17 protein-coding genes are annotated in these 24363 nt (G+C 44.3%); 11 read left to right on the top strand and 6 right to left on the bottom strand.

Annotation, left to right across the window (positions count from 1 at the left end):
• The 3 genes from ACTUJY_RS00005 to ACTUJY_RS00015 form a co-directional block, all read left to right on the top strand.
• On the top strand, nt 1-640 hold a 640-nt coding region (locus ACTUJY_RS00005), incomplete at its 5' end, for a hypothetical protein (protein ID WP_463613974.1).
• A 219-nt stretch (nt 641-859) separates the two neighbouring features.
• Entirely contained in the window at nt 860-1201 is a 342-nt protein-coding gene (locus tag ACTUJY_RS00010; protein ID WP_463613975.1) for a helix-turn-helix domain-containing protein, read from the top strand.
• A 20-nt stretch (nt 1202-1221) separates the two neighbouring features.
• Nucleotides 1222-1839, top strand: a complete 618-nt coding sequence (locus tag ACTUJY_RS00015; protein WP_463613976.1) for a hypothetical protein — start codon at nt 1222-1224, stop codon at nt 1837-1839.
• A 38-nt stretch (nt 1840-1877) separates the two neighbouring features.
• Here the strand turns inward: ACTUJY_RS00015 and ACTUJY_RS00020 are convergent, their stop codons facing one another.
• From ACTUJY_RS00020 to ACTUJY_RS00030, 3 genes are all read right to left on the bottom strand, one after another.
• A complete protein-coding gene (locus ACTUJY_RS00020; protein WP_463613977.1) occupies nt 1878-2171 on the bottom strand; it encodes a hypothetical protein in 294 nt (97 codons plus the stop codon).
• A 1-nt stretch (nt 2172) separates the two neighbouring features.
• Nucleotides 2173-9258, bottom strand: coding sequence for an RHS repeat-associated core domain-containing protein (locus ACTUJY_RS00025; protein ID WP_463613978.1), 7086 nt, complete (start codon nt 9256-9258; stop codon nt 2173-2175).
• A gap of 244 nt (nt 9259-9502) precedes the next feature.
• Nucleotides 9503-9694: a hypothetical protein gene (locus ACTUJY_RS00030; RefSeq protein WP_463613979.1), complete on the bottom strand. Its 192-nt coding sequence runs from the start codon at nt 9692-9694 to the stop codon at nt 9503-9505.
• A gap of 505 nt (nt 9695-10199) precedes the next feature.
• On the opposite strand from ACTUJY_RS00030, the gene ACTUJY_RS00035 reads away from it, so the two are divergent.
• The 5 genes from ACTUJY_RS00035 (at nt 10200) to ACTUJY_RS00055 (ending at nt 15690) form a co-directional block, all read left to right on the top strand.
• Entirely contained in the window at nt 10200-10424 is a 225-nt protein-coding gene (locus tag ACTUJY_RS00035; RefSeq protein ID WP_463614499.1) for a GIY-YIG nuclease family protein, read from the top strand.
• A 336-nt stretch (nt 10425-10760) separates the two neighbouring features.
• Entirely contained in the window at nt 10761-11066 is a 306-nt protein-coding gene (locus ACTUJY_RS00040; protein WP_463613980.1) for a helix-turn-helix domain-containing protein, read from the top strand.
• Nucleotides 11067-11089: 23 nt separating this feature from the next.
• A complete protein-coding gene (locus ACTUJY_RS00045; protein ID WP_463613981.1) occupies nt 11090-12328 on the top strand; it encodes a type II toxin-antitoxin system HipA family toxin in 1239 nt (412 codons plus the stop codon).
• Nucleotides 12329-12921: 593 nt separating this feature from the next.
• Nucleotides 12922-13128, top strand: a complete 207-nt coding sequence (locus ACTUJY_RS00050) for a dodecin (RefSeq protein WP_463613982.1) — start codon at nt 12922-12924, stop codon at nt 13126-13128.
• A gap of 105 nt (nt 13129-13233) precedes the next feature.
• Complete coding sequence (locus ACTUJY_RS00055) at nt 13234-15690, top strand: helix-turn-helix domain-containing protein (protein ID WP_463613983.1); 2457 nt, start codon at nt 13234-13236, stop codon at nt 15688-15690.
• 56 nt (nt 15691-15746) lie between these two features.
• Here ACTUJY_RS00055 and ACTUJY_RS00060 read toward each other — a convergent pair whose 3' ends face one another.
• Nucleotides 15747-17174 carry an endonuclease gene (locus tag ACTUJY_RS00060; protein WP_463613984.1) on the bottom strand — a complete coding sequence of 476 codons (1428 nt, stop codon included), beginning with the start codon at nt 17172-17174 and terminating at the stop codon, nt 15747-15749.
• Between the two features lie 311 nt (nt 17175-17485).
• Entirely contained in the window at nt 17486-18364 is an 879-nt protein-coding gene (locus tag ACTUJY_RS00065) for a LysR substrate-binding domain-containing protein (protein ID WP_463613985.1), read from the bottom strand.
• Between the two features lie 109 nt (nt 18365-18473).
• Here ACTUJY_RS00065 and metE point away from each other — a divergent pair, with 109 nt between their 5' ends.
• A complete protein-coding gene (gene metE, locus ACTUJY_RS00070) occupies nt 18474-20756 on the top strand; it encodes a 5-methyltetrahydropteroyltriglutamate--homocysteine S-methyltransferase (protein WP_463613986.1) in 2283 nt (760 codons plus the stop codon).
• A 131-nt stretch (nt 20757-20887) separates the two neighbouring features.
• Nucleotides 20888-21355 carry a Dps family protein gene (locus ACTUJY_RS00075; RefSeq protein WP_463613987.1) on the top strand — a complete coding sequence of 156 codons (468 nt, stop codon included), beginning with the start codon at nt 20888-20890 and terminating at the stop codon, nt 21353-21355.
• Between the two features lie 5 nt (nt 21356-21360).
• Here ACTUJY_RS00075 and ACTUJY_RS00080 read toward each other — a convergent pair whose 3' ends face one another.
• Nucleotides 21361-22143, bottom strand: coding sequence for a TatD family hydrolase (locus tag ACTUJY_RS00080; RefSeq protein WP_463613988.1), 783 nt, complete (start codon nt 22141-22143; stop codon nt 21361-21363).
• Nucleotides 22144-22270: 127 nt separating this feature from the next.
• Between ACTUJY_RS00080 and ACTUJY_RS00085 the strand changes: the two genes are divergently transcribed.
• Nucleotides 22271-24325 carry a TonB-dependent receptor plug domain-containing protein gene (locus ACTUJY_RS00085; RefSeq protein ID WP_463613989.1) on the top strand — a complete coding sequence of 685 codons (2055 nt, stop codon included), beginning with the start codon at nt 22271-22273 and terminating at the stop codon, nt 24323-24325.
• Nucleotides 24326-24363: the final 38 nt, after the last annotated feature.

Genomic DNA, 24363 nt, shown 5'->3' on the forward strand with positions numbered 1-24363 from the left:
CGAGCCAAAATATTGGGCACAGTGCCAGTGCTACATGCATAAAACCAAACTGAAACACGCCGTATTTATTGTGTATAACAAAAACAATTCGGATTTGTATATTGAAATCATCGATTATGATCCCGATGCCTGGTACACTTTCTTAGCGCGAGCTGAAGCGGTAATGGATGATCGACTGCCCGAATCGTCCTACCCGCATCGTAATCATTATGAAATCAAAAACTACAAATCAGAAGAGTATCAAGCCATTTATTGGGGTGACAAACTGCCGCGCGACGTCAATTGTCGAAATTGCATGTATGGATTTCCAAACACAAAAGAACCTGGTGCAAAGTGGCATTGCTCAAAATTCAATATCCCCCTCACGATGGAGCAACAACAAAAAGGTTGTACGCACCACGCTTGGCACTCAGATTTAGTCCCACTCAAGTTTATGAAACGTGACGAAGCGGGTGTTCACTATAAGACGAATTCTGGTCGCGTTATTGTCAACTGTGCAGAAGATTTTAAATTGCTTCCAGACCATTTATCGAGCCAGGAAATGATCACTGCTTCTGATTTTGAGTTTAGTGAAGCGTTTTTTGAATCGAAAGTTCAAGGTATTCGTGATACATTTAATACTAGAATCAATGGCAGTTAAATTTTGTGGTGCAACGTATTAATAGTTTTTTTGCAATCGTTGAACTGGATGTCAATTAGTTTTCAATGACAACTTCCCCAAACCGTTGTATAAAACTTCATGCCGTCAGTGATTTTTATAATTACGATAGCAGTGAGATAATTTTTACGACGGTATTTGAGAAATATTACGACGGGAGTTTGGCAAACAAAAAATATGCTACGATGAGAAAGTGGCAAAATGGTCGTAAAACTTCAAAATTCTACGACTGAAAATTTGGAAAAAACTACGATGGCAAAAAAGCACTCTACAGCGATTGAACTACATGTAAACCAGATTAAACGGTACGAAGCAGGTACAGCACAGCCTACCTTAGAGACCTTGGTCAAACTGGCTAAGGCACTGCATGTGACCTTGGATGCTCTGGTATTTGGTGAGGACAAGCGCGGCCCTAGCGAAGATTTCAGAATGCAGTTTGAAGCATTGGCACATTTCAGTGCTGATGAGAAGCGCGTGGCTAAGGAGATATTAGATAGCTTGATACTGAAGCATACAGCCAACCGATTGTCGACCAATTCTTAAAATAGTGTTCAGGAGAGAATATGGAATACACTAAAAACTTAGAATCAGGCTCCTCCCCAAAGATCAGAAAGGCAGCTGAAATCATATTTAAAAAAAAGCTAGAGGGGTATTGCTCTTATCTTATCGATGCCTTAGTTAAAGAAATTGAAAAGCCAAAAGCATGGAAGACACAGTGTCAGCTAATCAAGGCCATCGCTGCAACCAACTGTACAGATGCTCTGCCAACACTGAAGCAGCTTGTCGAGCGAGAATATGACAGCACAATTCTTTATAAGGAATTAGGTTTTGCCATATTCATCCTTGAGAATACTGGAGCTTTAAATCTTGAGTTCCTTTACCAGTCAATAGAAAAAGGTAATGAGCTTCAAATATGTGGTGTCTGCTCAGGAATATTATTTAAAAAAGTAATTCCACCGTCAGATGATATTAAGAAAATTATCGCTGGGATTGCCCGATATACCGAAAACGAAGGCCCTAAAATAACGCCTCGTTGCTATATTGCTGCTGTGGCTCACCTGTGGCCAAAAGAGGAAACCACAGACTTCTTACAGTCATGCCAAAAATCAACATGGGGCGGGTTGGTTGAAATTTCAAACAACGCATTACAAGGTAAAGAGAGCAAAATACAGCTCATATAAGTAAGCGATCCCCCCTTACGGGGGATCTTGGCATTTCATTATTCAGTAGAATAAATCCACTTATCTCCAACATGCTTTCTTCTTGCCACTTTATTTAGAGGGAGGTCAGCCAATTCAGAAAGAGATCCATCGAGACTCAACACATCACCAAGGCTAACCAATAACATCTTATTCATGTCATAGTCGCCATTCCCACAGTGAAACTGCCAGATCTCGCCTTCTTCTTCATCATATTCATGCGACACGTAAAGAATTGGCATATTTTCATTAACTACATATGTAGAAGTTACGACAGCCGTATTCTCCGGGATACCAAAAGAAAATTTGCTCATATTAATTATTCCATTTATCCCTATTCTGTTTTCTTGAAAGTATTTGCAAATTGGTGCTGGTTCTCGTGCCACCTTTATCTACAGAAAGAATATGGTCTATCTGAGCCTCATTTGAAGGTGGAGTAACACCTCTCATTGACTTCTTAGAGTCAACCAATATCGTGCCATCCATATCTGACCTCAATAAACCGTCATTATGCTCTCTATTGAGGCGCTTCATTTCGCGTACTTGACGAGGTGTTGGTTTGGTATTCACCAAATTTTTGGGATCAGGAATACAACTGTAATCACAAGGTCCTTTCCATCCCCCCTTTGTAACACCTTCCTTAACGGTTTCCTTGGCAGCTGTCGCTAATGCCGCTGTTGCCTTTACACTTTGATATACACCAACAGCACTCAATACAGGATAAACGGGTTCTAATGCCCCACTTTCCATAGCTAAGTTGCGTGTGCGAAGCAAATTTCCTTCGCTATCAAATGTCTTTATCGTACCATCATCATAAGCGAAGTTATACTCACCTTCAATAAGGCTAGGTATCGGAGTACCTGTGATAATTTTATTATGAGGAAGATTCATCCCACTTGGGGGAGTAAACTTATCAAAATCATTCACAAACGCATTAGTTTCTTTTTTCCGTTCACTATCTGTATCCGAGTTTGTCTTTTTAATCTTCGAATCGCTGCCATTATCAAATTGCACCAAATGTTCTATAAACGAAATCGAGCGTCTATGTTGTTCGCACTGAAGATTTCCACCACATTCACTAAGTGTTTGCGAAAGATACCCCGTCGGGTCCGTTCCCATAACCGGGTTATTCATAATGTACGAATACGGATTCAAGCTTTGCGCATTGGTTGGAAATTGAATGAAAGGATCGACCGATAAAAAGCGCCCCAACTCCGGATCGTAAGCGCGTCCATTCATATGAATGATACCCACTTCATCGTAATGGTCGTGCCCGGTAAAACCGCGGCTGCTGATGTTGGACCATAAGCCTTTCACGCCGCCCCATGCATTGTCACCCATCCAGCTGGCGTTGCGGACTTTTCCAAAGGCATCAAACCCACGTTGCTGCACCGGATTACCACTGGCATCGGTAACGGTGTCAACACTGCCGAGCCGGTCGGTGTGCAAATAACGCCACTGCCCCTGATTGCGCACATTGTCCCAAGTGTATTGCGCGTAATCGCCAATGTAGTATTTTTCGTCGTTGGCACTGCTGCCTTCGGTGATTTCCAACAGTTTGCCCACTTTCCACACTTTCGAGACTGCACCACTGCTACTCGTGCTTTTTTCGAAATACCGGCTGTTGTCGGCGTCGTAATAAAAAGACACGCTGGCGTTGCCTTTGTGGATTTGCGTGGGCACGTTTTGCACGTTGTAAATGAGGCGTTTGATTTGCGCGCCATCATCCAGTACCGATGTTAAGTTACCGTTGTTATCGTACTCAAACGATCGTGTTTTACCATTCAGTAAAGTGACAAGCCCCACCTGGTGCGCTTTATAAGCTTTACCCGCCAGTGAGCCGTATTTCATGGCCGACGAATGATTTTGCGAGTAATCACTTTTACTGATTAAGTTTCCGAGCTCATCGTAACGGTAGTTCTGTGTGATGATGACACCTTTACCAAACAAGGAACCGCTGCGCGAACTCGATACCAAACGCTGCCGACGGTCGTAACTGAACGTTTCAGTGACGTTATTCACATGATTGCGCTGCTTCGCCAAGTTGCCATAAACGTCGTACTGTTCATATTCAATACCCTGCACCGCACTGGCATCGTAAGCGGTACAGTTGGCAGCGCCAGTACACACGCTGGTCATACGGCCGGTTTGTGCATCAAAGGTTTTATGAGACGACAAGCCATTGCCCCATTTAATGCCCGTTTCGTTGCCAAACACATCCATCGATTGCACGTCTTTAATGACGCGGCCCGTGGTCACATCCGTAACGGTATCGAGCACGCCATCGGTGCTGTAACCATAACGCAACTGAACTCGGCTGTTCGGGTAAGTCACCTGATACGGCCGCCATTGGCTGTCATAACTGGTGCTGGTGGTAAACGACTTACTGCTTTCTCCAGGCGGAGACAAAGTTAATTTTTCCTGTTCCAATAATCCGTTGTTGTTGTAACAGTAATTGTGTGTGACTTCGCGTGTGCTGCTGTTAAGCCATTTGGTCATTTGCGTGACTTGCCCTGGCACTTGGGTACCGCCCGAGCAAGATTGCTCGTTATCGTACACCCAGCTGGCTTTCTTCACATTATTTTCAAAACGAAGCGTAGGACGCCCCAACACATCGTATGTGATTTGAGTGACGTTGCTGTTGGCATCCGTTTGCGACGTCAGCTGTCCAAGTACATCGTAATCGAACACCCAGCGGCCTCGATCCGGATCGGTCATTTCGGTTTTACGATTCAATAAATCATACTGAGCCGTGTTTTTGATCACTTGCCCCGTCGAGGGTTGCGTGCGTTGAATTAACACTGGGTTACCATCGGCATCGTAACGAAAATGAGTGGTTAACGATTTACTGTTACCGTATCCACTTTCCGATCCTTGATCGGTCACACTCCACCATTGATCCAACGCATTTTTACTGCGCGTAACGGTATACGCCGTATCACTGCCCACCTGAACTTTTGTTTCAAGTCCGTTGTAAGTGTAATGAATACTGAGTTGATCGTGATACCCATTAGGAAGGGTTTTCTGAGCAGGTCGATTCAGTACATCGTAGCCTGTATAGGTGGTGAAATAGCGCGCTTCACCCGTTGTGTAAGGCATGGACGTTTGCGTCACACGTCCTAAATTGTCGTATTCGGTATCTTGGTAAACATCGGTATTTAAATGCTTGGTGTGCGTTCGGATCACACGTCCCAAGGCATCAAAATAACGTGTACTCTCCGGGGCAACACCGGGCTGACTCACCGTTTGTTTGTATTTTGCGCCTGTCACACCTTCACAGCCATCGCACCAACTTAACGATGTGGTGGCAGCGGTTAAGTGAGCGGTTTGCGACGAAATCAGTCGACCAAACCCATCGTATTTTTGAGTAACGGTAACACCTTGCGCATCGGTTTGAGTTAACGCTTGCCCATACGCAGGCTCAACCGTCGACTCCACATAATGCCCCAATGCATTGTATTGCCGCTCGACAAAATACCCTTCGCTGTCAAAACAGTTCTCGGTACTTCTTGATGAGATATCGGAACCACTTACCGTGGTTTTGGTGACATTCCCGTAACGTTGAGCACCACAATAAGCGTTAACATTTTCATGGTCGTAATAGGTTCGCGTTAACAGATAATCACTGCCATTGCCGAATAACTTGGTGCTGATGATCCGGCGTCGGCTGTCCCAGGTGAATTCCGTTTTATGCACCCGCTCCTGGTTCAATACATTCGCCGGCTGTGGCGACGCGATGGAGGTCAATTTATTAGTGACGGTAGTGCTCTTCCGTTTGTTCAACCACCATTGAGTCACATCAGCCGCTTCGTACACATGCGTTTCAGTCGATTGATGCGTCACAAACTGTTGGTCGGTGGTCACCGTGGTTTTGCTCAACGGTTGCCCGTAATTGTTCAGGTTTTGTGTACTGGTCACCTGCGATACCAAGCTACCATTCTTAGGTTCGTATCGTTTACTGATGGTTTGTTCCACATACGTTAAATAGGTTTTGTTATCGATAAAACCGGTACCTTTACGATGCGCTCGAACATCCACGCGCAAATCACTGTCGTAAGGGCCATACCATTTGAGGCTGTGTTGAGTATCGGATAACAATCGACTGTCGGAATGGCGATACACTTTGACCGACTTCACCTGGCCATTCATCGGAAAGCCCTGCTCAAATTCGGTTTCGGTACGTCGATTGGCCTCAACTTCAATCGCAATGATTTTCTTAAAACCTAAGTAACCGCGCCCATGAAAATTTTGACGGCCGTTTTCGTATTTAAAGCGAACGTTTCGTTTCCCACCCACGCCATCGCTTTGACTCATTTGGTTGACCACCACCGAACGATTATAAATAAAAGGTTCAGGATAAACGGGCGCTTCGGTCACCTCGTAAATATTAGCGTTGGCGTCGTTGAGTTTTGAATAACTAAAGTCGGTATGATTGCCTAAAGAATCCGTCACGCTCTGCAATTTATCAAAACCATTCGAAACATTATTTCGATGGATTTTGTGAACGCCCCACACGGGATAATGAGCACTAGCATTGGGTCTACCTTGCGCGATGACATCCAAGTCACCGTCCAAATCGGCATCGACAATTTGCAAGTTTAAGTTAGATTCAATATTGGTGGCTGCGCTTTTAAACGTATTCGTCGCTGGATCAAACCAATATTTATTCCACCGATAAACATCCAAGTTATACGGACGGAACATGCGACACGTTCGTAATTGAAGCATCGCTTCGGCTTGGTCGCCATCGGGATTACTGGGTGCCGTAACAATGTTCAAATAGCGGTGCAACTCTTGCCATTCGTCAGTATTCAATCGTCGTTGGTTGCTGTAATACAATTGACGTTCCGCAGCTTCTTCTTCGGTCAACACATAGTCGCCAGGAATGTCTTCATAACATTGCTCGACCGTTCGTGACGGCACATAGTCGTAAGTTTTCACACCCGGTGCGTAAAACTCCGTTCGACCATCCATATCCAGGTCACCCGCAACGGCGCCAGTGAAGGTTACTGGCAAATTAATGTTACTGTTCACAAATAAATTTTGCGGGTCACCGGTGTTCCAAAAAAGCGTCGAACCACAAAAGAAATCGGGATAACCGTCGGCATTCATATCCAACAGATAGTTAAACGAGCAACCCGGAATGGTCGTGTTCGACTCATTAAAGGTCGAACCGTTCGATAACAGCACGCGTTTGATATCCGTGCCACTTATACGATACACATCGCCTTTACCGTCGGCGTTAATATCGAGTGTCGAATATTTTTTCCAAAACATTTCGATTTCATGGATTTCGCCTTGCGCAGTGTAGCCACTGCCATTGTTTATAAATATTTGAATTCTTAATTCCGCATTTTGCGCGGGACTGGTGGTAAAGCCCGTCGGTGCCAGCAAGTCATCCAATCCATCACCATTGATGTCCAAATGCAATAAACGCAAGCCACTGATGACTTTTATCCCGGTTAAGGTTTCAACAAATTGATCGCTGTTTTTGTCATAGCGAGCCACCGCCAATTCAACCAAAGGCCGAGCGCGATAAGTATGATCAACCACATGACCACTACTGGATTTATGACCTAAGAAATCGGGAATACCGTCACCGTTAAAATTGATGAACTGGTGCGCCATGTAATTGTGTTGCACAAAATAAATTTTATCGGATTTCTCCGGATGCCCTCTTTCGATGTGAATGGTGCCCGGTCCGCTCGAATAGTTGAACGAACTTTTCACTCGATCGTTGTATCCGTCGCCATCAATATCCTGGCCGACTCGAACAAAACCACCAACCATTTGATTGTCGTTGAGCGAAAACAAGTCAACGTTTTCAAATAGGTTTGCATTCGTTTCCTCACCCCAGTTAAACACCGTCGGCATCAGACACTCACGCTGCCCACTTGCGTCGGTCGCGCAGCGTTTGATGGACTTTAATAAACTCACACCCGAAGTTGCAGAGACCACATACCCCAACAAATATTCGTTCACCAACGTGGTGTTATTGACGTAGGTTTTAATCGCACTCACACGCTTTTTACGCAGGTGCTTACCTCCAGAAACGTACACCATACCGCTGGTCGCATCTTCCTCCCACTCAATCGATACTTTTCGATTGCCCAGCGTATTTTCGAATCCGGTGTATTGAATGTGTTGCAGTCGATGCTCACCGGTTGACGTATTGCGTTGGTACACGTAATCCATGCGATTGCCGTGTACGTCTTGCACTTTATTGATGGCCCAGGCGATTGGTAAACTTTGGCCTGCGTAAACCACTTTGGCATCGTTGGTGCTACCGAAAAAGCGTTGAGTACCGGACTGATCAAGCACTTCAAAATAACGGCTGCTTCCGCTGGAGCGTGCAATCACTTTTATCCAGCTTTCTTTTTCGGTGCGGTAAATTGAGTTTGCGGCACCGTAGCTTCCACCGACCAACACCAACCGTTCACCGTTCAAGCACAATGCGTCTTGGCTGTTAAATTGAATGGCTTTCATTTGATCGTCTTGTGCGAAAGTTTTGGCACAACGCTGAATTTGAGAACCCGCATTTAATGACCAACCAAACCCGGCTTCACGACTGCCACTTTTACTGGAATAACTCAGAGACACATCAGGCTGCAAACCGGCACGACCGGGTGGCACCACAATTGGCAATTGATACGTTGACGCGCCGCCTTGCACATCGGCAACACCGCCCAAGTCACCGACCACTTCCTCTCCGGTAATTTCGACACCGCCATTACCACTGCCGCCATCGCTTGGATCATCGGATTGAATAAGAACCGACACCTGTCCTACCGCGCTGAATCCAGAACATGCACTGCTGTTGCAAGCTTTTATGCGAAAGCCATAAGTCCCATTCGTTCGCGTGGTGCTGTAAGTGGTATAGGTTGTGTTGCTGATCACGGTGTTCCATGCACCGCCGTTAGCTTGCTCCTGCACCGCGTAATACGTCACTTCGCCCGAGGGTTGATCCCAAAACACGTTAACTTGCCCGACATTATCGGCCGTTACCATCGGGGTCGAAGGTGTTTCAGGTGGAGGCGTCGACACTCCCACCTTCACCACATTACTGGGTGACGACATACTGCACTCGAGTCCTGAGCCGAATCTGAGAAAACACGCTTCTACTTTGTAGGAATAATTAGCCTGTGCACGGTCTGAAACCGTAAAGCTGGATGATGTGTTCGACGAGGCTTGCGTCAGTGTATAGCTGCCAGCATTAACGCTTTCATACAGTCGGTGAATGGGTGGATTAGAGGTCGAACGCGTATAGGTAATGGTGTAGGTGCCATCGGCATCCGTAGCGGGCCCTTTGACATTCGTCGCAGGATAAGGCGCAGCGGCCGATAAAGTGGTAGCAAAAAACGCGGCCAAAAACAGACCGAGCGCAGATAAAACGCGGTGCATGAGTGTCCCCTGAAAAATCGATGTGATACTTTTTTCGTTTGCGAAATGTTTTTATTGGCGCAAACGGTTATTCATTTGGTGTCCCTGTGAAGCAACTACTCCCTGATGAGACGGCGCGAAGTATCGCAAAAGTGAAAAGTTGGCTCAAGTGAGAAATGTCTCAAATGACACTCATACATTCACCATTCCAGGTAAATATTCACATGTGAGATATATCAAAAATCAAACGGAATAATACGCCGTTTTAAGAAACTTTTAACCTCGAGTCCCGCTCAATCCCATCGGCCAATTGACGAAGACGATCTGCTACTTCTTTCGCGGTCATTTGTTTTTCAAGACGAGCGCCGTGATAGCGATCATTGATAAAAGAAATTGAAATCATTTTTCCAGAATCGTTTTCACAAACGATCTTCATATCCTTAAACGTAGGTTCCACAAAACTTCCTTAATTACTTCTAAAAAACTGTTGTTTATTACGCGCTTCCTTACGCAGCGCTGAGAGATCCTACTGCTCCAAATTTGAATCAGCAACTGTGAAAATTACACCAAGTTCAAACAAACCAACTTACTAATGATATTGGTATTAATTGTGTTCTCAACTTTGTAAAAGGTGTTAAAGTGAAAAAAGCTCTACGGCACCCAGTACATCGAAAAGTACTTCAAATACAATGTAACACCAAAAGTAACACCGAGACATTGTTAGATTAGCTAATTCTTTTTATATCAGATAGATAGAATACAGTTTCGATTCCCGCCGGCTCCACCAGTCTTCGTTCCTCCCAGCAAAGCTTGGAGGAACTTCGCCTTGGCGAACCCCTGCGAGTTCAAGCGAACTCGAAGGGGAAGGCCGCCACGGCGTAGCTATAAGCGAAGCCGGGCTATAAAACAAATTAAGGATAAGTGACGTTTAGTATGGAAAAGGAAACTTCCATTATGTTTACATTCTTACCAGCATTAATCACTCAGGAAAACATTACACTGGTGTGACTCAAAACCTTTCTGCTCGACTGAAAAAACATAACTCAGGCGAAGTAAAACATACTTCCAAGCTTCGACCATGGCAAATTGAAACGGCTATTGCAATACGGTCCCGAGAAAAAGCCTTCGCATTAGAGAAATACCTTAAATCTCACTCAGGTCGTGCTTTTGCTTCGAAGCATTTTTGAAGAAACTGATATTTATGACCTATAAAGCAAGGCCAAAGAAGGTTTAGAACACATCCCTCAGACCGTCATTGCTTCAGTGTCACTTCGCTCACCTGCAAACGACTGCATAGCTCTCTTTGCGTCATAAGTGCTTGATATTCATTCATATTGATCATCCAGTGTATTTCAGACTTAAGCTTATTTACCTAACTTTCTGACAATTTCTGTAAAACTTTCAAATGGCTACGATTCATTCCGAGATTTACGTAGAAGCTAGTTTTTATACAAAACAACATGACACAAACACAATCTGAAACTATACTTTCATTTAAGCGAATAATTGTGAGGTTTAGTTTCATGAGCGTCCGTTCAGCCGTTGTATTCCCCAAAGATTTAGAGGTTCTAAAGCAGCTTGGAGAAAATATCGCTTTAGCGATGAAACGAAGAAAAATAACTCAAACCAAACTTTCCGAGCGTACAGGACTTTCCATGCCAACACTTCGCAACATCATTCGAGGAGAAGCCAGCGTTTCAATTGGCCATTACGTCATGGTGCTTTCATCTCTCGGTTTAAGTGACGATATGGCAAAAGTGGCTTCAGATGACGCGTTTGGGCGAAAACTGCAAGATATAGAACTCCTTAAAGGTAATCGAAGCAAGTAAAGCAATAAAGGAAGTCAAACAGAATGAGTAAATCAATAGTGGTATACGCCGACTGGAGCTCCATGGATAAGCCGTTGCAAGTCGGTAAACTGGAGGTTGATCTGGTGCGGGGCACAGAAGTATATCGCTTTGCTTATGCAAATAGCTGGCTAGAGTCCCCTTATGCCATTCAAATCGACCCCCAACTCAATCTCTTTACAGGCGACCAATTCAACAATGACGCACGAAATTTTAGAGCTTTTTTAGATTCTTGCCCCGATCGATGGGGACGGCTGTTAATGCAGCGCAGGGAGGCGGTATTAGCTAGGCGCGAAGGACGACGTGTCAACAAACTCAATGAATCAGACTTTCTTCTCGGTGTACACGACACCTATCGCATGGGCGGTCTACGCTTTAAACTTTCCGAAGAAGGTCCTTTTCTCGATAACAATCAACAATTAACCGCCCCCCCAGTGTCAAGCCTGCGAGAGTTAGAATTCGCCGTTAGCCAAATTGAGCAACAACCTGATTTAGATGATCCTGACTATCTCAAATGGCTGTTTATGTTGATTTCTCCTGGCTCATCTTTAGGTGGAGCCAGACCTAAAGCCTGCGTAACCGATGGTGATGACCTATGGCTTGCCAAATTTCCAAGTCGATATGATGATCACGATATTGGCGCTTGGGAATATTTGGTTTATTGCATGGCAATCGATGCGGGAATAGACATGGCTCCCTGCCGGATCCAGCGATTCAACAGCCAACACCATACATTTTTAACTAAGCGATTTGATCGTATCGGTACACAAAGGCGTCATTTTGCATCGGCAATGACTCAGCTAGGCTACTACGATGGAGATACTGGTGCCAGCTATCTTGAACTTGCTCAATTTCTAGTCAAACATGGCGCAAAAACCAAAGCCGATCTTGCGCAACTTTGGCGTCGAATGGCATTTAATATATTTGTGCGCAACAGCGATGACCATCTACGTAACCATGGCTTTTTATTATCTGATAACAACTCAGGCTGGCTACTCTCGCCAGCATACGATATCAATATAAGCATGGGAACTACAGGACTGCACTTGAATATCGACGAATACTCCAACGCGCTTGACCTAGAATTAGCATCAGAGGTTGCGCCTTATTTTCAATTATCACTCGAACAAGCAAAACAGATTTTAACAGAACTCAAAAGCGTTATCGGCAAGTGGCGTGATTATGCCAATAGCATAGGTATCAATAGACAAGAACAACAGCTGATTGAAACAACACTAAACTAAAGCAAAAGCAGTAACATTCGCACAATTATGAAAATATAGTTTCAAATCTAATAATTGGCGCAGTTTTCTAAGATTAGTGGCGCACTTTTACAGAACCGCGCCACTTTCACCTCTATCTTGGCGCATTTATGACGCGGTTCATGTTTTTTTATTCGGTTTCGAACGCTTTTTCATATTGATAATTGCCACCAATAACAAACCCTGCCACGTAAGTGGTGGTTTTTTTATTGGCTGGAATCCGGTACGGATGCGAAACCACGTTTCGGGTTCACGAGCTGTAGTGAGTACTATCGAACATTGGAGGAACGACGATGGTCTTGTCAGGGGTGAGGCACTGGGAAGTGCCGAATAATTCCCATCGGCTCTGCCAACGTCAGACATGGCATTGACTTAAGCTTGGAGCAAGCGGCGCAGTAGAAGAGACCGCATATCACAACGACCGTCAGCGATCACCATCATAAAGACAGGTTTCGCGATTATGCGATAGATAGTACAGCAAAATCTCACGTTTACTATCTCGCCATCCATACCGCTTGCGGAAAGTGAATAGCCTATACTTTAGCCATCGCCCTTAAAACCAAAGGAAAACGCCAATGAGCGCACATGTCTATAAAATCATTGAAGTGGCAGGGTCATCCAATACAGGAACCGACGACGCCATACGCAATGCCGTGAACAAAGCCGCAGAGTCGGTTAAACACATGGACTGGTACGAGGTTGTCGAGTCTCGCGGTCATATTGCCGATGGCAAAATCGCTCATTATCAGGTCGTGGTTAAAATCGGTTTTCGCCTGGATTAAAGTCTCATACTACAAAACCGACGCCCCTCTGTGTTTGCAAAATACTTGGGTGCCGGTACAATCGACTGCACGAATCCTATAAAAGTAAAAAATGGAGGCTTGGCTATGGAATTAGGCCAATCGAATAGGGTGCAAAACCCAGAATTACAACTGGCTAAGGAATTCATTCAACACACCGGTAAACATCTGTTTTTAACTGGAAAAGCCGGTACCGGTAAAACCACTTTTTTACAACAACTGAAAGCCAATAGCCCAAAACGTATGATCATTACGGCACCGACCGGTGTAGCAGCAATCAATGCTGGCGGTGTGACTCTGCATTCATTTTTCCAATTACCCTTTGGCCCCTATTTACCAGGAAGCGACTTACAACAACGTCGATTCACGAAAGAAAAAATCAATATCATCAAAAGCTTGGATCTGCTAGTGATTGATGAAATCAGTATGGTACGCGCCGATTTGCTTGACGCCGTCGATGCCGTATTGCGTCGTATTAAACATCGCTCGCTTCCGTTTGGCGGTGTACAACTGTTAATGATTGGTGATTTACACCAGCTTGCTCCGGTAGTAAAAGACGACGAATGGCGCTTGCTTCAAAACCACTACGCAAGCAGTTATTTCTTCAGCAGTCAGGCGCTTAAACAAACCGAATTAATCCGCATAGAGTTGCAACACATTTATCGACAATCCGACGGACACTTTATTGAGTTGTTAAACCGTGTGCGCGACAATCAAATCGACGTTTCCACATTAGAAGCATTAAATGCACGTTACGTACCCAACTTTTATTCCGAACAACAAGATTACATCACCTTAACGACACACAACCGTCAGGCCGATAGTATAAACAACAAAGCGTTGGATAAGTTGCCAACAAAAGCGATAACGTTTCAGGCAACCATTGAAGACGATTATCCCGAACACAGTTACCCGGCGCCTGAAACGCTCACTCTTAAAGAGGGTGCGCAAGTGATGTTTGTGCGTAACGACAGTTCGCCCGATAAACGTTTTTTTAATGGTAAAATTGGCAAAATTATTGAGCTGGACGAACAAAGCGTTCGCATTCAATGTCCGGACGACGACGAAGATATTTTGGTCGAGCCCGAAACCTGGGAAAACATCAAGTACAGCCTCAACAAAGACAGCAAAGCCATTAATGAACAGGTGATTGGTCGCTTCACCCAGTTACCACTGCGACCCGCCTGGGCCATTACCATTCATAAAAGCCAGGGATTAACCTTTGAACACGCCATTATCGATGCCGAAGCCGCGTTTTCTCACGGACAGGTGTATGTTGCGCTCAGTCGCTGCAAGACCTTTGAAGGGTTAGTGCTCTCTTCGCCATTAACCAGTGAGGCCATAAAAACCGACGCGACTGTATCCGAATTTGTGCAACAGGCACATGAGCAGATCCCCAACCAAAAGCAACTGTTGCAGGCAAAAGTCGCCTACCAACATCAGTTACTGCTCGAGTGTTTCGACTGGCAACGGCTGGCCTATCCACTGAATCATCTGGGCAAATTGCTTGGCGATTATCAATCGTTAATTCGCGGCACTAACCTGAGTCACTTTGAAGTCATCAAACAACAAACCTTTTCGGAAGTCATCACGGTTGCTGATAAATTTAAGCGTCAATTGCAATCGTTTTTTCAGCCCGATGAGCTCCCTGAACAAAACACTCACCTACAACACAGAGTGCAAAAAGCGGTGGCTTATTTTGCCGAAAAAATTAACGGTGGAGTACAACACTGGCTCAATGAATTTGCCTTTGATACCGACAACAAAGAAATTCAAAAGCAGCTCACCAAAGCTGTCGATACGTTGCAGCACCGACTTAACGTTTCGTTGGCCGGAATAAACAGCTGCCAACAAGGATTTGAAACTCATCGCTACCTTAATGCGATAGCTCGTGCCGAAATTGAGCAAAAAGAAGCGGCTCAAAAACCTCAAAAAACCGAAATTCAACTGTCCGATCTGGAACACCCGGAACTATTTCAGCGTTTGAAACAATGGCGTGCCCAACAGGCAGAAACCGAACAGGTGGCCCACTTTCGAATTCTGCATCAAAAAGTGTTACTGCAAATTGTGGTAGAGTTACCCACCTCACCGGAAGCCTTGTTAACCATTAAAGGTATTGGTCAAAACCTGCTGGACAAATACGGTGAAGCCATAACTCATCAAGTGAAACATTATTGTGACGAGCACAATATTGAACCGCCCATAAAGCCGTTAAAACCAACAAAAAAAAAATTAACCAAAGCTTCTGATGAACCAAAACAAGACACCAAGCAGGTGAGTTTCGAATTGTTTTTACAAGGAAAAAGCATCGAAGAAATTGCAATAACACGTGAACGAGTTCCCAGCACAATAGAAGGCCACCTAGCGCATTTTGTGAAGCAAGGTGAGCTCACTTTAAGTCAGGTAATCAAAGACGACAAAATTGCGGAGATCAAACAAGTCATCGACGAGAAAGGTCAACAAAGTTTAAAAGCCCTAAAAAGCTATTTAGGAGATGATTACTCTTATGGAGAAATAAAAATGGTCTTGGATTCAATGGGATAAAGCGATTCCGTGAAAGCTCATGCAACACGCCCTTTCACGGAACCCGTTCCATAGCATTATTGACAGGATGCACCCCAAATTTGGTTTACCCAGGCTGGATAATCGACAAACGGATTTCGATTGCCTTGCTTTTCAACGATGCGAGCGTGGCGCGCGACTTCTTCATCGCTCACCGGATCTTGCACGTGCCAACTGTATAGCGAGCATAATTTTCCAAGCGTCGCTCCGCTGCTTCCTACATAATCCACCAATTGTAAGTCTTCTACACCGGTTGCATCATTGCCATTGTAACGAATGTCCATATAAAACATCATTCGCGCAATATCGCCCTTCACTTCGTCTCTTGGTTCAAAGCTGTCGTTGTCTGTAAAGTTACCGGGCGCTTCTCCAATACTGCTCCCACCATTGTCAAAGTCTTTATTCGCGCGCGTGCCATTAACAGAAGCATCGGATGGTCTTAAATGATGAATATCGGTATACGCCCAATCGCCGGAGTTTGGAAAGCCGTGACTTTTTGGCCATGTGTGTTCGCGATTCCAAGCGTCGGGGTCATTGTTGCCGCTGGAAGTAAAGTTTTTATCTTGCGAACGACCGGTATAAATGAGAATCACATTGCTGCTGTTGGCCGGATCTTCATCGGTGAATTTAAGTGCATCCCACACTTGCGAATAAGATAAACGAAAATGATTTCGTGCCGACGCTTCATTGAGTGCAGCCCGAAGCTCGCTTCCTGCTTTACCTATCGCTTCGCTGTAATAAGCTTCAAACCCTTCCCAGGTTGATCCACTATCCGCCTCAAAGCTTCCAGTTAAACTCACTCCTGAGTAGGCTGAATACCCTTGAATCAATACAAAATAGGTGCCGCTTTGCGGAGACGTTACTGAGCAGCTTTCGTTGTTCCCATTGAGATAAGGTCGACAATCGTAACTGGACGTAGTAGGCATACTGCCCTGTTTCAAGTAAAGATCCGCATCACCCGAACCGCCATTCATGGTAATCAACAAATTTCGGCTGGATTGGGGTATTTCGATTTTAAAATAGCGTGACGAATTGGATGCTCCCGTCAAACCACTAAGAGTCTGGCCATTACTCAAAGTTTCGACGACCGTTTGATCGACTTCATAAGTCGCCAACAAGGATACCCCAGAAAAACCACTGTACGCTCTCAGTTGAATGTAATACGTCGTCGCTCGTGGTGCGCTAAAGATGCAAGACTCTTCATTGCCCCACTTATAAGGACGACAGTCGTAGTGAGATGCCGTTGGCGCGGTGTCTGCGCGCACATAAAGATCGGCATCGCCACTACCACCCGACTGAGTAATCGTCAGATTGTTAGCCCCTATGGGTACCACTACTTCATAAGAAAGTGTTTGACCGGTTGAAGCGGAAAGATTGGATTCGGATACCCCTTGAGTCAAGGTTCTGGCACAAAGGTTGGATGAAAAAAGAACAGAGCACAACAAGAAGAAAGGTAGCTGTTTCATAACGCAAGTTCCTTAATTATGGTTGTTATACGGTACAATTGACGTCACAGCTCGATCGGTCGGGTCGGATCATATCGAAATTCTGATTCTGATCAACCCATATTACAAAATCATTAAATATCAAAAAATTAACTCGAACTCTGGAACACACTCTACGGTACAAAGTCGGTAAATGCTTCATTATTGGCTAAATCTAGGACGGTTTTTTAGCCATTACACGCAGGAAGCGCTTCAGTAGCGGTCAAAAATAAAACATTCGCCGACTTATAGCTCTCAATTTTATTCTCATGTATTTTGGATATTTACTAACATTAACCTCGAGCCAATTGAAAAAATGCTTCCACATAACACTTTGCCTGATCTCGCGTACGCATCCCTAGGTGGATCTGCTTTTGAATACCATTTTTGCCCAAACGGACCGAGGTAATGGGCAAATTTTGAGCGCATTCGGTTACCAACCACAATGGCAAAGTAGCAACACCACGGTTGGCAGCGACCAGTTGCACCATCATTTCGGTGGCTTCAATGACTTTATGTTGTTTCGGACAGCAATCAGCAGGGATTAAAAAGAACTTAAAGACATCCAGTCGCTCCACTTCCACCGGATAGGTATAAAGAATTTGATCGTTTAATTCATCGGGAGAGATAAAAGATTTACCCGCAAACGGATGTTGAGAACTCACCACCAACACCTGTTCATAATCAAACACCGGTGTGTAAGCAATGCCTTTTTTCTGCAGAGGATCCGGTGTAACCAGCAAATCGATTTCGTGATTAAACAAAGCCGCCATACCACCAAACTGAAATCGTTGCTTAATATCCACATCAACACCAGGCCATTTCTGCAAAAACTCAGGCACAATTTTTAACAACCATTGAAAGCAAGGATGACATTCCATGCCAATGCGTAACGTCCCTTTTTCACCCGAAGCAAATAATTTTAATGTCTGGTCTACCTGATCCAATTGCGGTAGTAAACGCTTGGCTTCACGCAGTAAATATTTGCCAGCTTCGGTGAACTGCAAATGACGACCTTCTTTATTCCACAATGTTGTGCCAATTTGCGATTCCAGCTTTTTTATCGCATGGCTTAAGGCGGATTGGGTTAAATGCAAAGAACTCGCTGCTGCAGTGAGCGAACCTTTACGTTCCACTTCACGTAAAATTTTAAAATGAATGGGTTCTAACATCACAAACTATGAATAAAATTAATCGGTGGATGAAATAATACCATTATTCTTCATCAACACCTGCTCTTACACTTTTAGTTTCAATTGAACCAAGAACAGGAACACATCAATGGTACAAATTCATAACCTGGGATTTCCGCGCATGGGTGCAAAACGCGAACTGAAATTTGCACTCGAGTCCTTCTGGAACGGTCAAAATTCGCAAAGCGAGTTATTAGCAACCGCTGCACAGTTAAGGAAGCGCCATTGGCAACAACAATCAACTTGCGACTTCATTCCAGTCGGTGATTTTTCACTTTATGATCACGTATTAGACACCAGTTTTTTGCTCGGTAACCTACCCGAGCGCATTAGCAAAGGGAAAGGCAACTCTCTGGATCATTATTTTCGACTCGCCCGCGGACGTTCCGTGCAAGACTCTGATTGCAATTGCGTTCACGCCGGTGAAATGACCAAATGGTTTGATACCAACTACCACTATATTGTGCCCGAGTTTAACGAGCACACCGAGTATCAACTCAATGCCAGTCAGCTGCTCAGCCAGTTGTCAGAAGCACAAACGCTCGGCCTGAATGTCAAACCGGTTTTATTAGGCCCAGTGAGTTATATATGGCTCGGCAAAAGTAAAGATCCATCGGATCGCCTCGCGTTATTGGAGCGACTGATTCCAGAATATGAAAAATTACTCGATAATTTAGCCAGTGTTGGTGTGAGCTGGGTACAGATTGATGAGCCCATTTTAGTAACCGAATTGGAAAACAATTGGCAACAAGCGCTTCAAAAGTCCTATCAAGTATTAAAAAATTCCCCTATTAAAATTTTGCTCACCACCTATTTCGGTCAACTGAAAAATAATTTGGCACTGGCTTGTCAATTACCGGTTGCAGGTTTCCATCTTGATGCGATCAATGCACGCAAAGAAGTGGATGAGGTTTTAAATACACTGACCGATGACAAGGTATTATCGTTGGGTGTCATTGACGGTCGTAATATCTGGAAGTCTGATTTAAACGCAACTCTCGACTGGCTTGAGCCAATCGCTCAACAATTGCGTGATCGGTTATGGCTAGCACCTTCCTGTTCGCTATTGCATGTTCCCGTTGATTTGGAGCAGGAGCAAAAACTGGAGCCGGAAATTAAAAACTGGCTCGCATTTGCGTTACAAAAAATAGACGAGCTTGCGATATTAAAAACAGCACTCAATGAAGGTCGCGAAGCGGCAGCCAGTGCACTTAAATCGAACCAGGAAAGTATTAGCCAAAGACACCACTCAAAACGTGTACACAACACAACAGTAAAGGCCGCTGTTAGTGCCATTCAACCACAACAGGGTAAACGAAAAAGCGCATTTAACGAGCGTATAAAAAAACAAAAAAAGCAACTCAAGCTACCCCTGTTTCCCACCACAACCATCGGCTCTTTTCCCCAAACCTCAGATATCCGAAAAACTCGATTGCAATTCAAAAAAGGAACGCTCAGTGAAAGCCGCTACAAAATAAAAATACGAGAAGAAATCGAGCGCAGTATTCGTGAGCAGGAAGCACTGGGACTTGATGTGCTGGTGCATGGAGAAGCCGAACGCAACGATATGGTGGAATATTTTGGAGAACAACTGCAAGGATACACATTCACTGAATTTGGTTGGGTACAATCGTACGGTTCACGCTGCGTTAAACCACCAATCCTCTACGGTGATATCAGTCGCCCGAAATCCATGACCCTTGAGTGGATCAGCTACGCGCAATCGTTAACCGCACAACCGATTAAAGGTATGTTGACTGGCCCAGTCACATTACTCAACTGGTCATTTGTGCGCGACGATCAACCACGCAGCGAGTCCTGTTTGCAATTGTCGCTAGCCGTACGTGAAGAAGTACTCGAACTCGAACAAGCCGGTGTGAAAATCATTCAGATTGATGAAGCCGCTTTACGCGAAGGTTTACCTCTGCGCCGTTCCGAGTGGCAAGAATATCTCAATTGGGCGGTTGAGGCGTTTCGTGTTGCTGCCAACGGTGTAAAAGATGAAACGCAAATTCATACCCATATGTGTTATTCCGAGTTTAACGACATTATCGAAGCCATTGCAGCACTGGATGCCGATGTGATCACCATCGAAAACTCGCGCTCCGATCTGGAGTTACTTAATGCGTTTGATCGATTCAAGTATCCGAATCAGATTGGTCCGGGCGTTTATGATATTCACTCACCCAATATTCCAGACGTAGAGCAAATAATTGCCCAGGTTCATCAAGCCGCTGAACGTATTCCCACCGAACGCTTATGGATTAATCCGGACTGCGGATTAAAAACACGTCACTGGCCGGAAGTTACAGCAGCGCTTAAAAACATGATCTCAGCTACCCATCACTTGCGTGAAGCCTATTCTCGTTAATACTTTGAAAAAGAACGTTTAAAGCCGTGTTCAATAAAACTGAACACGGTAATCTATTATCTCCATTTTATTTTTCCTTAGGGCTGTTCTACTCTGTAACCAACTCAATCACGGAAAATAGGAGAAACTCTATGAGTAAAATCGACATCGGAATCAATGAACAAAATCGATTGAAAGTTGCCGAAGGACTCAAAAAGCTGCTCGCTGACTCGTACACCTTGTATTTACAAACGCACAATTTTCACTGGAATGTAACCGGGCCACAGTTTCGCGAACTGCACTTGATGTTTGAAGAACACTATACGGAATTGGCTGTCGCTGTTGACGATATTGCTGAGCGTATTCGCACGTTGGATGTCCCCGCTCCTGGCACTTATAAAGCTTTTGCAGAGCTCAGTTCTATTCAAGAAGTGGAAGACGTCCCCCAAGCTCAAGAAATGGTAACCATTTTAACTCGTGGTCATGAACAAGTTGTAAAAACCTGTCGTGAAGCACTCAAAGTCGCACAGGAAGCAGAAGATGAATCTTCCGTGGCATTGATATCCGATCGTATGCGCATTCATGAAAAAACGGCCTGGATGTTACACGCATTGCAATAACTGAACTAAATACCAAAGAGAGACTGAGCATTTTGGGTGGTTTTAGCGGCAATTGTTTCAACATCCAATTCTTTGATTTTCGCCAATGCAAGAGCAACCTCGGGTAAGTATTCTGGGCTGTTGCGCTCTCCTTGGTGACCACTTAAGGGCATATCGGGTGCATCCGTTTCTAATACCATCGACTCTAATGGCATTCGCATTAATGCGTCTCGTGTTTTTTTGGCCCGCTCGTAAGTGATAATACCGCCAACGCCCAAATAAAAACCTAAGCGCCAAAACGACTGTGCAATTTCAAAACTGCCAGAAAAAGCATGGACGACTCCACTACTAGGTCGATATTTTTTGAGTACGCTTAACACTTGCGCATGTGATTGCACATCGTGAACAATTACTGGCTTATTCAAATCAACGGCAAGCTTAACCTGGGCTTCAAAAACGCGCAGTTGTTCCGACATGGGCGTTTTAAGGTATCTGTCTAGTCCACATTCGCCCAAAGCGACGCATTTTTTTGAATTGAACGATTCGGCTAAAACGGATAAATAATTCGACAAGGATGGTGAATCGACTGGCAAACCTAATTCTCGTTCAATCCACCAGGGATGTATGCCAGCAGACCAATAAAGTGAACTCCACTGTGTTGCAATCGCCTCTGCTTTTTGCCACTGCTTCTGAGAAACGCCCGGTATTATCAGGCGACTCACATTGATGACTTCCAATCCCTTTAAAACTTGATCTCGGTCTCGATCGAATGCGTCAAAATCGATATGGCAGTGACTGTCTATAAGCATCATTTATCCCTAAAAACACACATCTCACAACGGCATATTAGAGGTGATTTTATAATGAAATCAAACTCCTTTGCTATCATTAAAACAATAACTTACAAGTAAAATATTAAAAAGCCGGAGGCACCCGATGAAAAACCAAGGCTTATCCCAAACGGTAATATTATTTCTTTCATTCTCGCTCTTACTTAAAACCCTATTTTTATCTCAACCTGTGTTCGCAGCAGAGTCGGATCTACTCGAGCTCGACATTGAAGATTTGGTTCGACTGGAAGTCACTTCGGTTTCCAAAAAGCCTCAACAACTGATCGATTCCGCTGCAGCGGTTTTTGTCATTACTCATGAAGATATTAAGCGTGCCGGAGTAACCAGTATTCCAGAAGCGTTGCGTATGGCACCCGGTATTCAAGTCGCCCGAATTGATGCTAATAAATGGGCCATCAGCAGCCGCGGCTTTGCAGACCGGTTCAGTAACAAACTGTTAGTATTACTTGATGGACGAAGTGTTTACACGCCAACATTTTCTGGTGTGTATTGGGAAGTTCAAGACTTTTTACTCGAAGATGTTGATCGAATTGAAGTGATCAGAGGGCCAGGTGCAACACTGTGGGGAACCAATGCAGTAAATGGCATTATCAATATCATCACAAAACCAGCAAAAAACACGCAATCCAGCTTAATTTATGGGAATGCAGGTAGCCATGAAAACTCAACTGGTTTTCGCTACGGTTCTAATTTTGGCGGCGATGGCTTTTACCGTGTTTATGCCAAATATCGTGAATACGATAGTTTAGAACTTTCAAACCGAAGCGAAGGTTTTGATGCTTGGTCGAATGGTCAAGTTGGATTTCGACTTGATAAAATTGCTAACGGTGAAAACGAGTGGCATCTTCAAGGTGACTTTTACAGTGGGCAAATTAAACAGGAATTGATTTATCCTATTACCCAACAACCCTATGTGGCATTTGATCGCAATGAGTTCGATATCAGTGGCGGAAACCTTCTTTTTTCCATGACGTCGACCCATAACAGTCATGAATATCATTTTAAAACCTATTACGATTTCAACGAAAGAAAAGATCAAATATTAAGTGAAGAAAGAACCACTTTCGATTTAGAGTTTCAACATCGTTATACCATTAACGACAGAAACGAAATGATCTGGGGAATCGGTCATCGCACCAGTGAAGATGACACTCAGCCAGGTATTACCGCTCAACTCATTCCCGCGAAAAATGAGCTTCAAATCACGCATGGTTTCTTACAGTACGAATGGGGCGTATCGGAAACCAGTAATTTAATTATTGGCACCAAAATAGAAGATAACAATTACACCAAAAAAGATTATGAACTTCAGCCTAATATTCGCTACATATGGCGCAGTAGTGAAACCAGTGCGATATGGGCCTCAGCATCACGAGCGTCTAGAACACCATCGCGAGGCGAAAGAGATGCACAAATCGACTTATACACCATTCCGCCCAATACACCAACCAATCCTGGGCCGATTCCCATATTGTTTCGACTCACCGGTACTCAAAGCGACTTATCGGGTGAGCTCACCGCCTATGAGCTCGGTTTTCGCACACAATGGGGAAAAAATCTTTCGTTAGACTTAGCGTTATTTCAAAACGAATATAAGCAACTGGAATCATTAGCGATTGGCAACATTATATGTGAACCCTCTAACCAACCGTGGCCATTTTGTCCCCCAACAGATTACTGGGTTCAAGAGGCATTTATCATTGCGGCCGATCGAGCAGAGAGTGAAGGCGGCGAGCTGTCTATTAGCTGGAGCCCACTAGAAAAACTTAGGCTACAGTCCAACATCAGTTACGTTAATATCAAATCAAAATCAGATGATGGTTTTGATACAGGACTTGCTGGCGCCGATACTAAAGTGCCTGAAAAACAAGTTTCAATAAGAAGCTTATATAATATGACGTCAAACATTATGGTTGATGCATGGTTTCGATATACCGATGAGTTACCTGGTTTAAATGTCAGTCATTATAACGAGTTAAATTTGCACATCAGTTGGCAACCACAAGCCAATCTTGAGTTTTCTTTTGCTGCCAATAACCTTCTCGACGATCGCCACTTAGAGTTTGTTCAAGAAACGGTCGCGGGAACACCAAGCGTCATAGAAACCAGTTACCATTTAAAAGGTGTGTGGAAATTTTAATCGCCACCCAATACAAACAATGTCAGTTGCATGCCAAA

It is taken from the genome of Pleionea sp. WD8-19 (assembly GCF_055326765.1).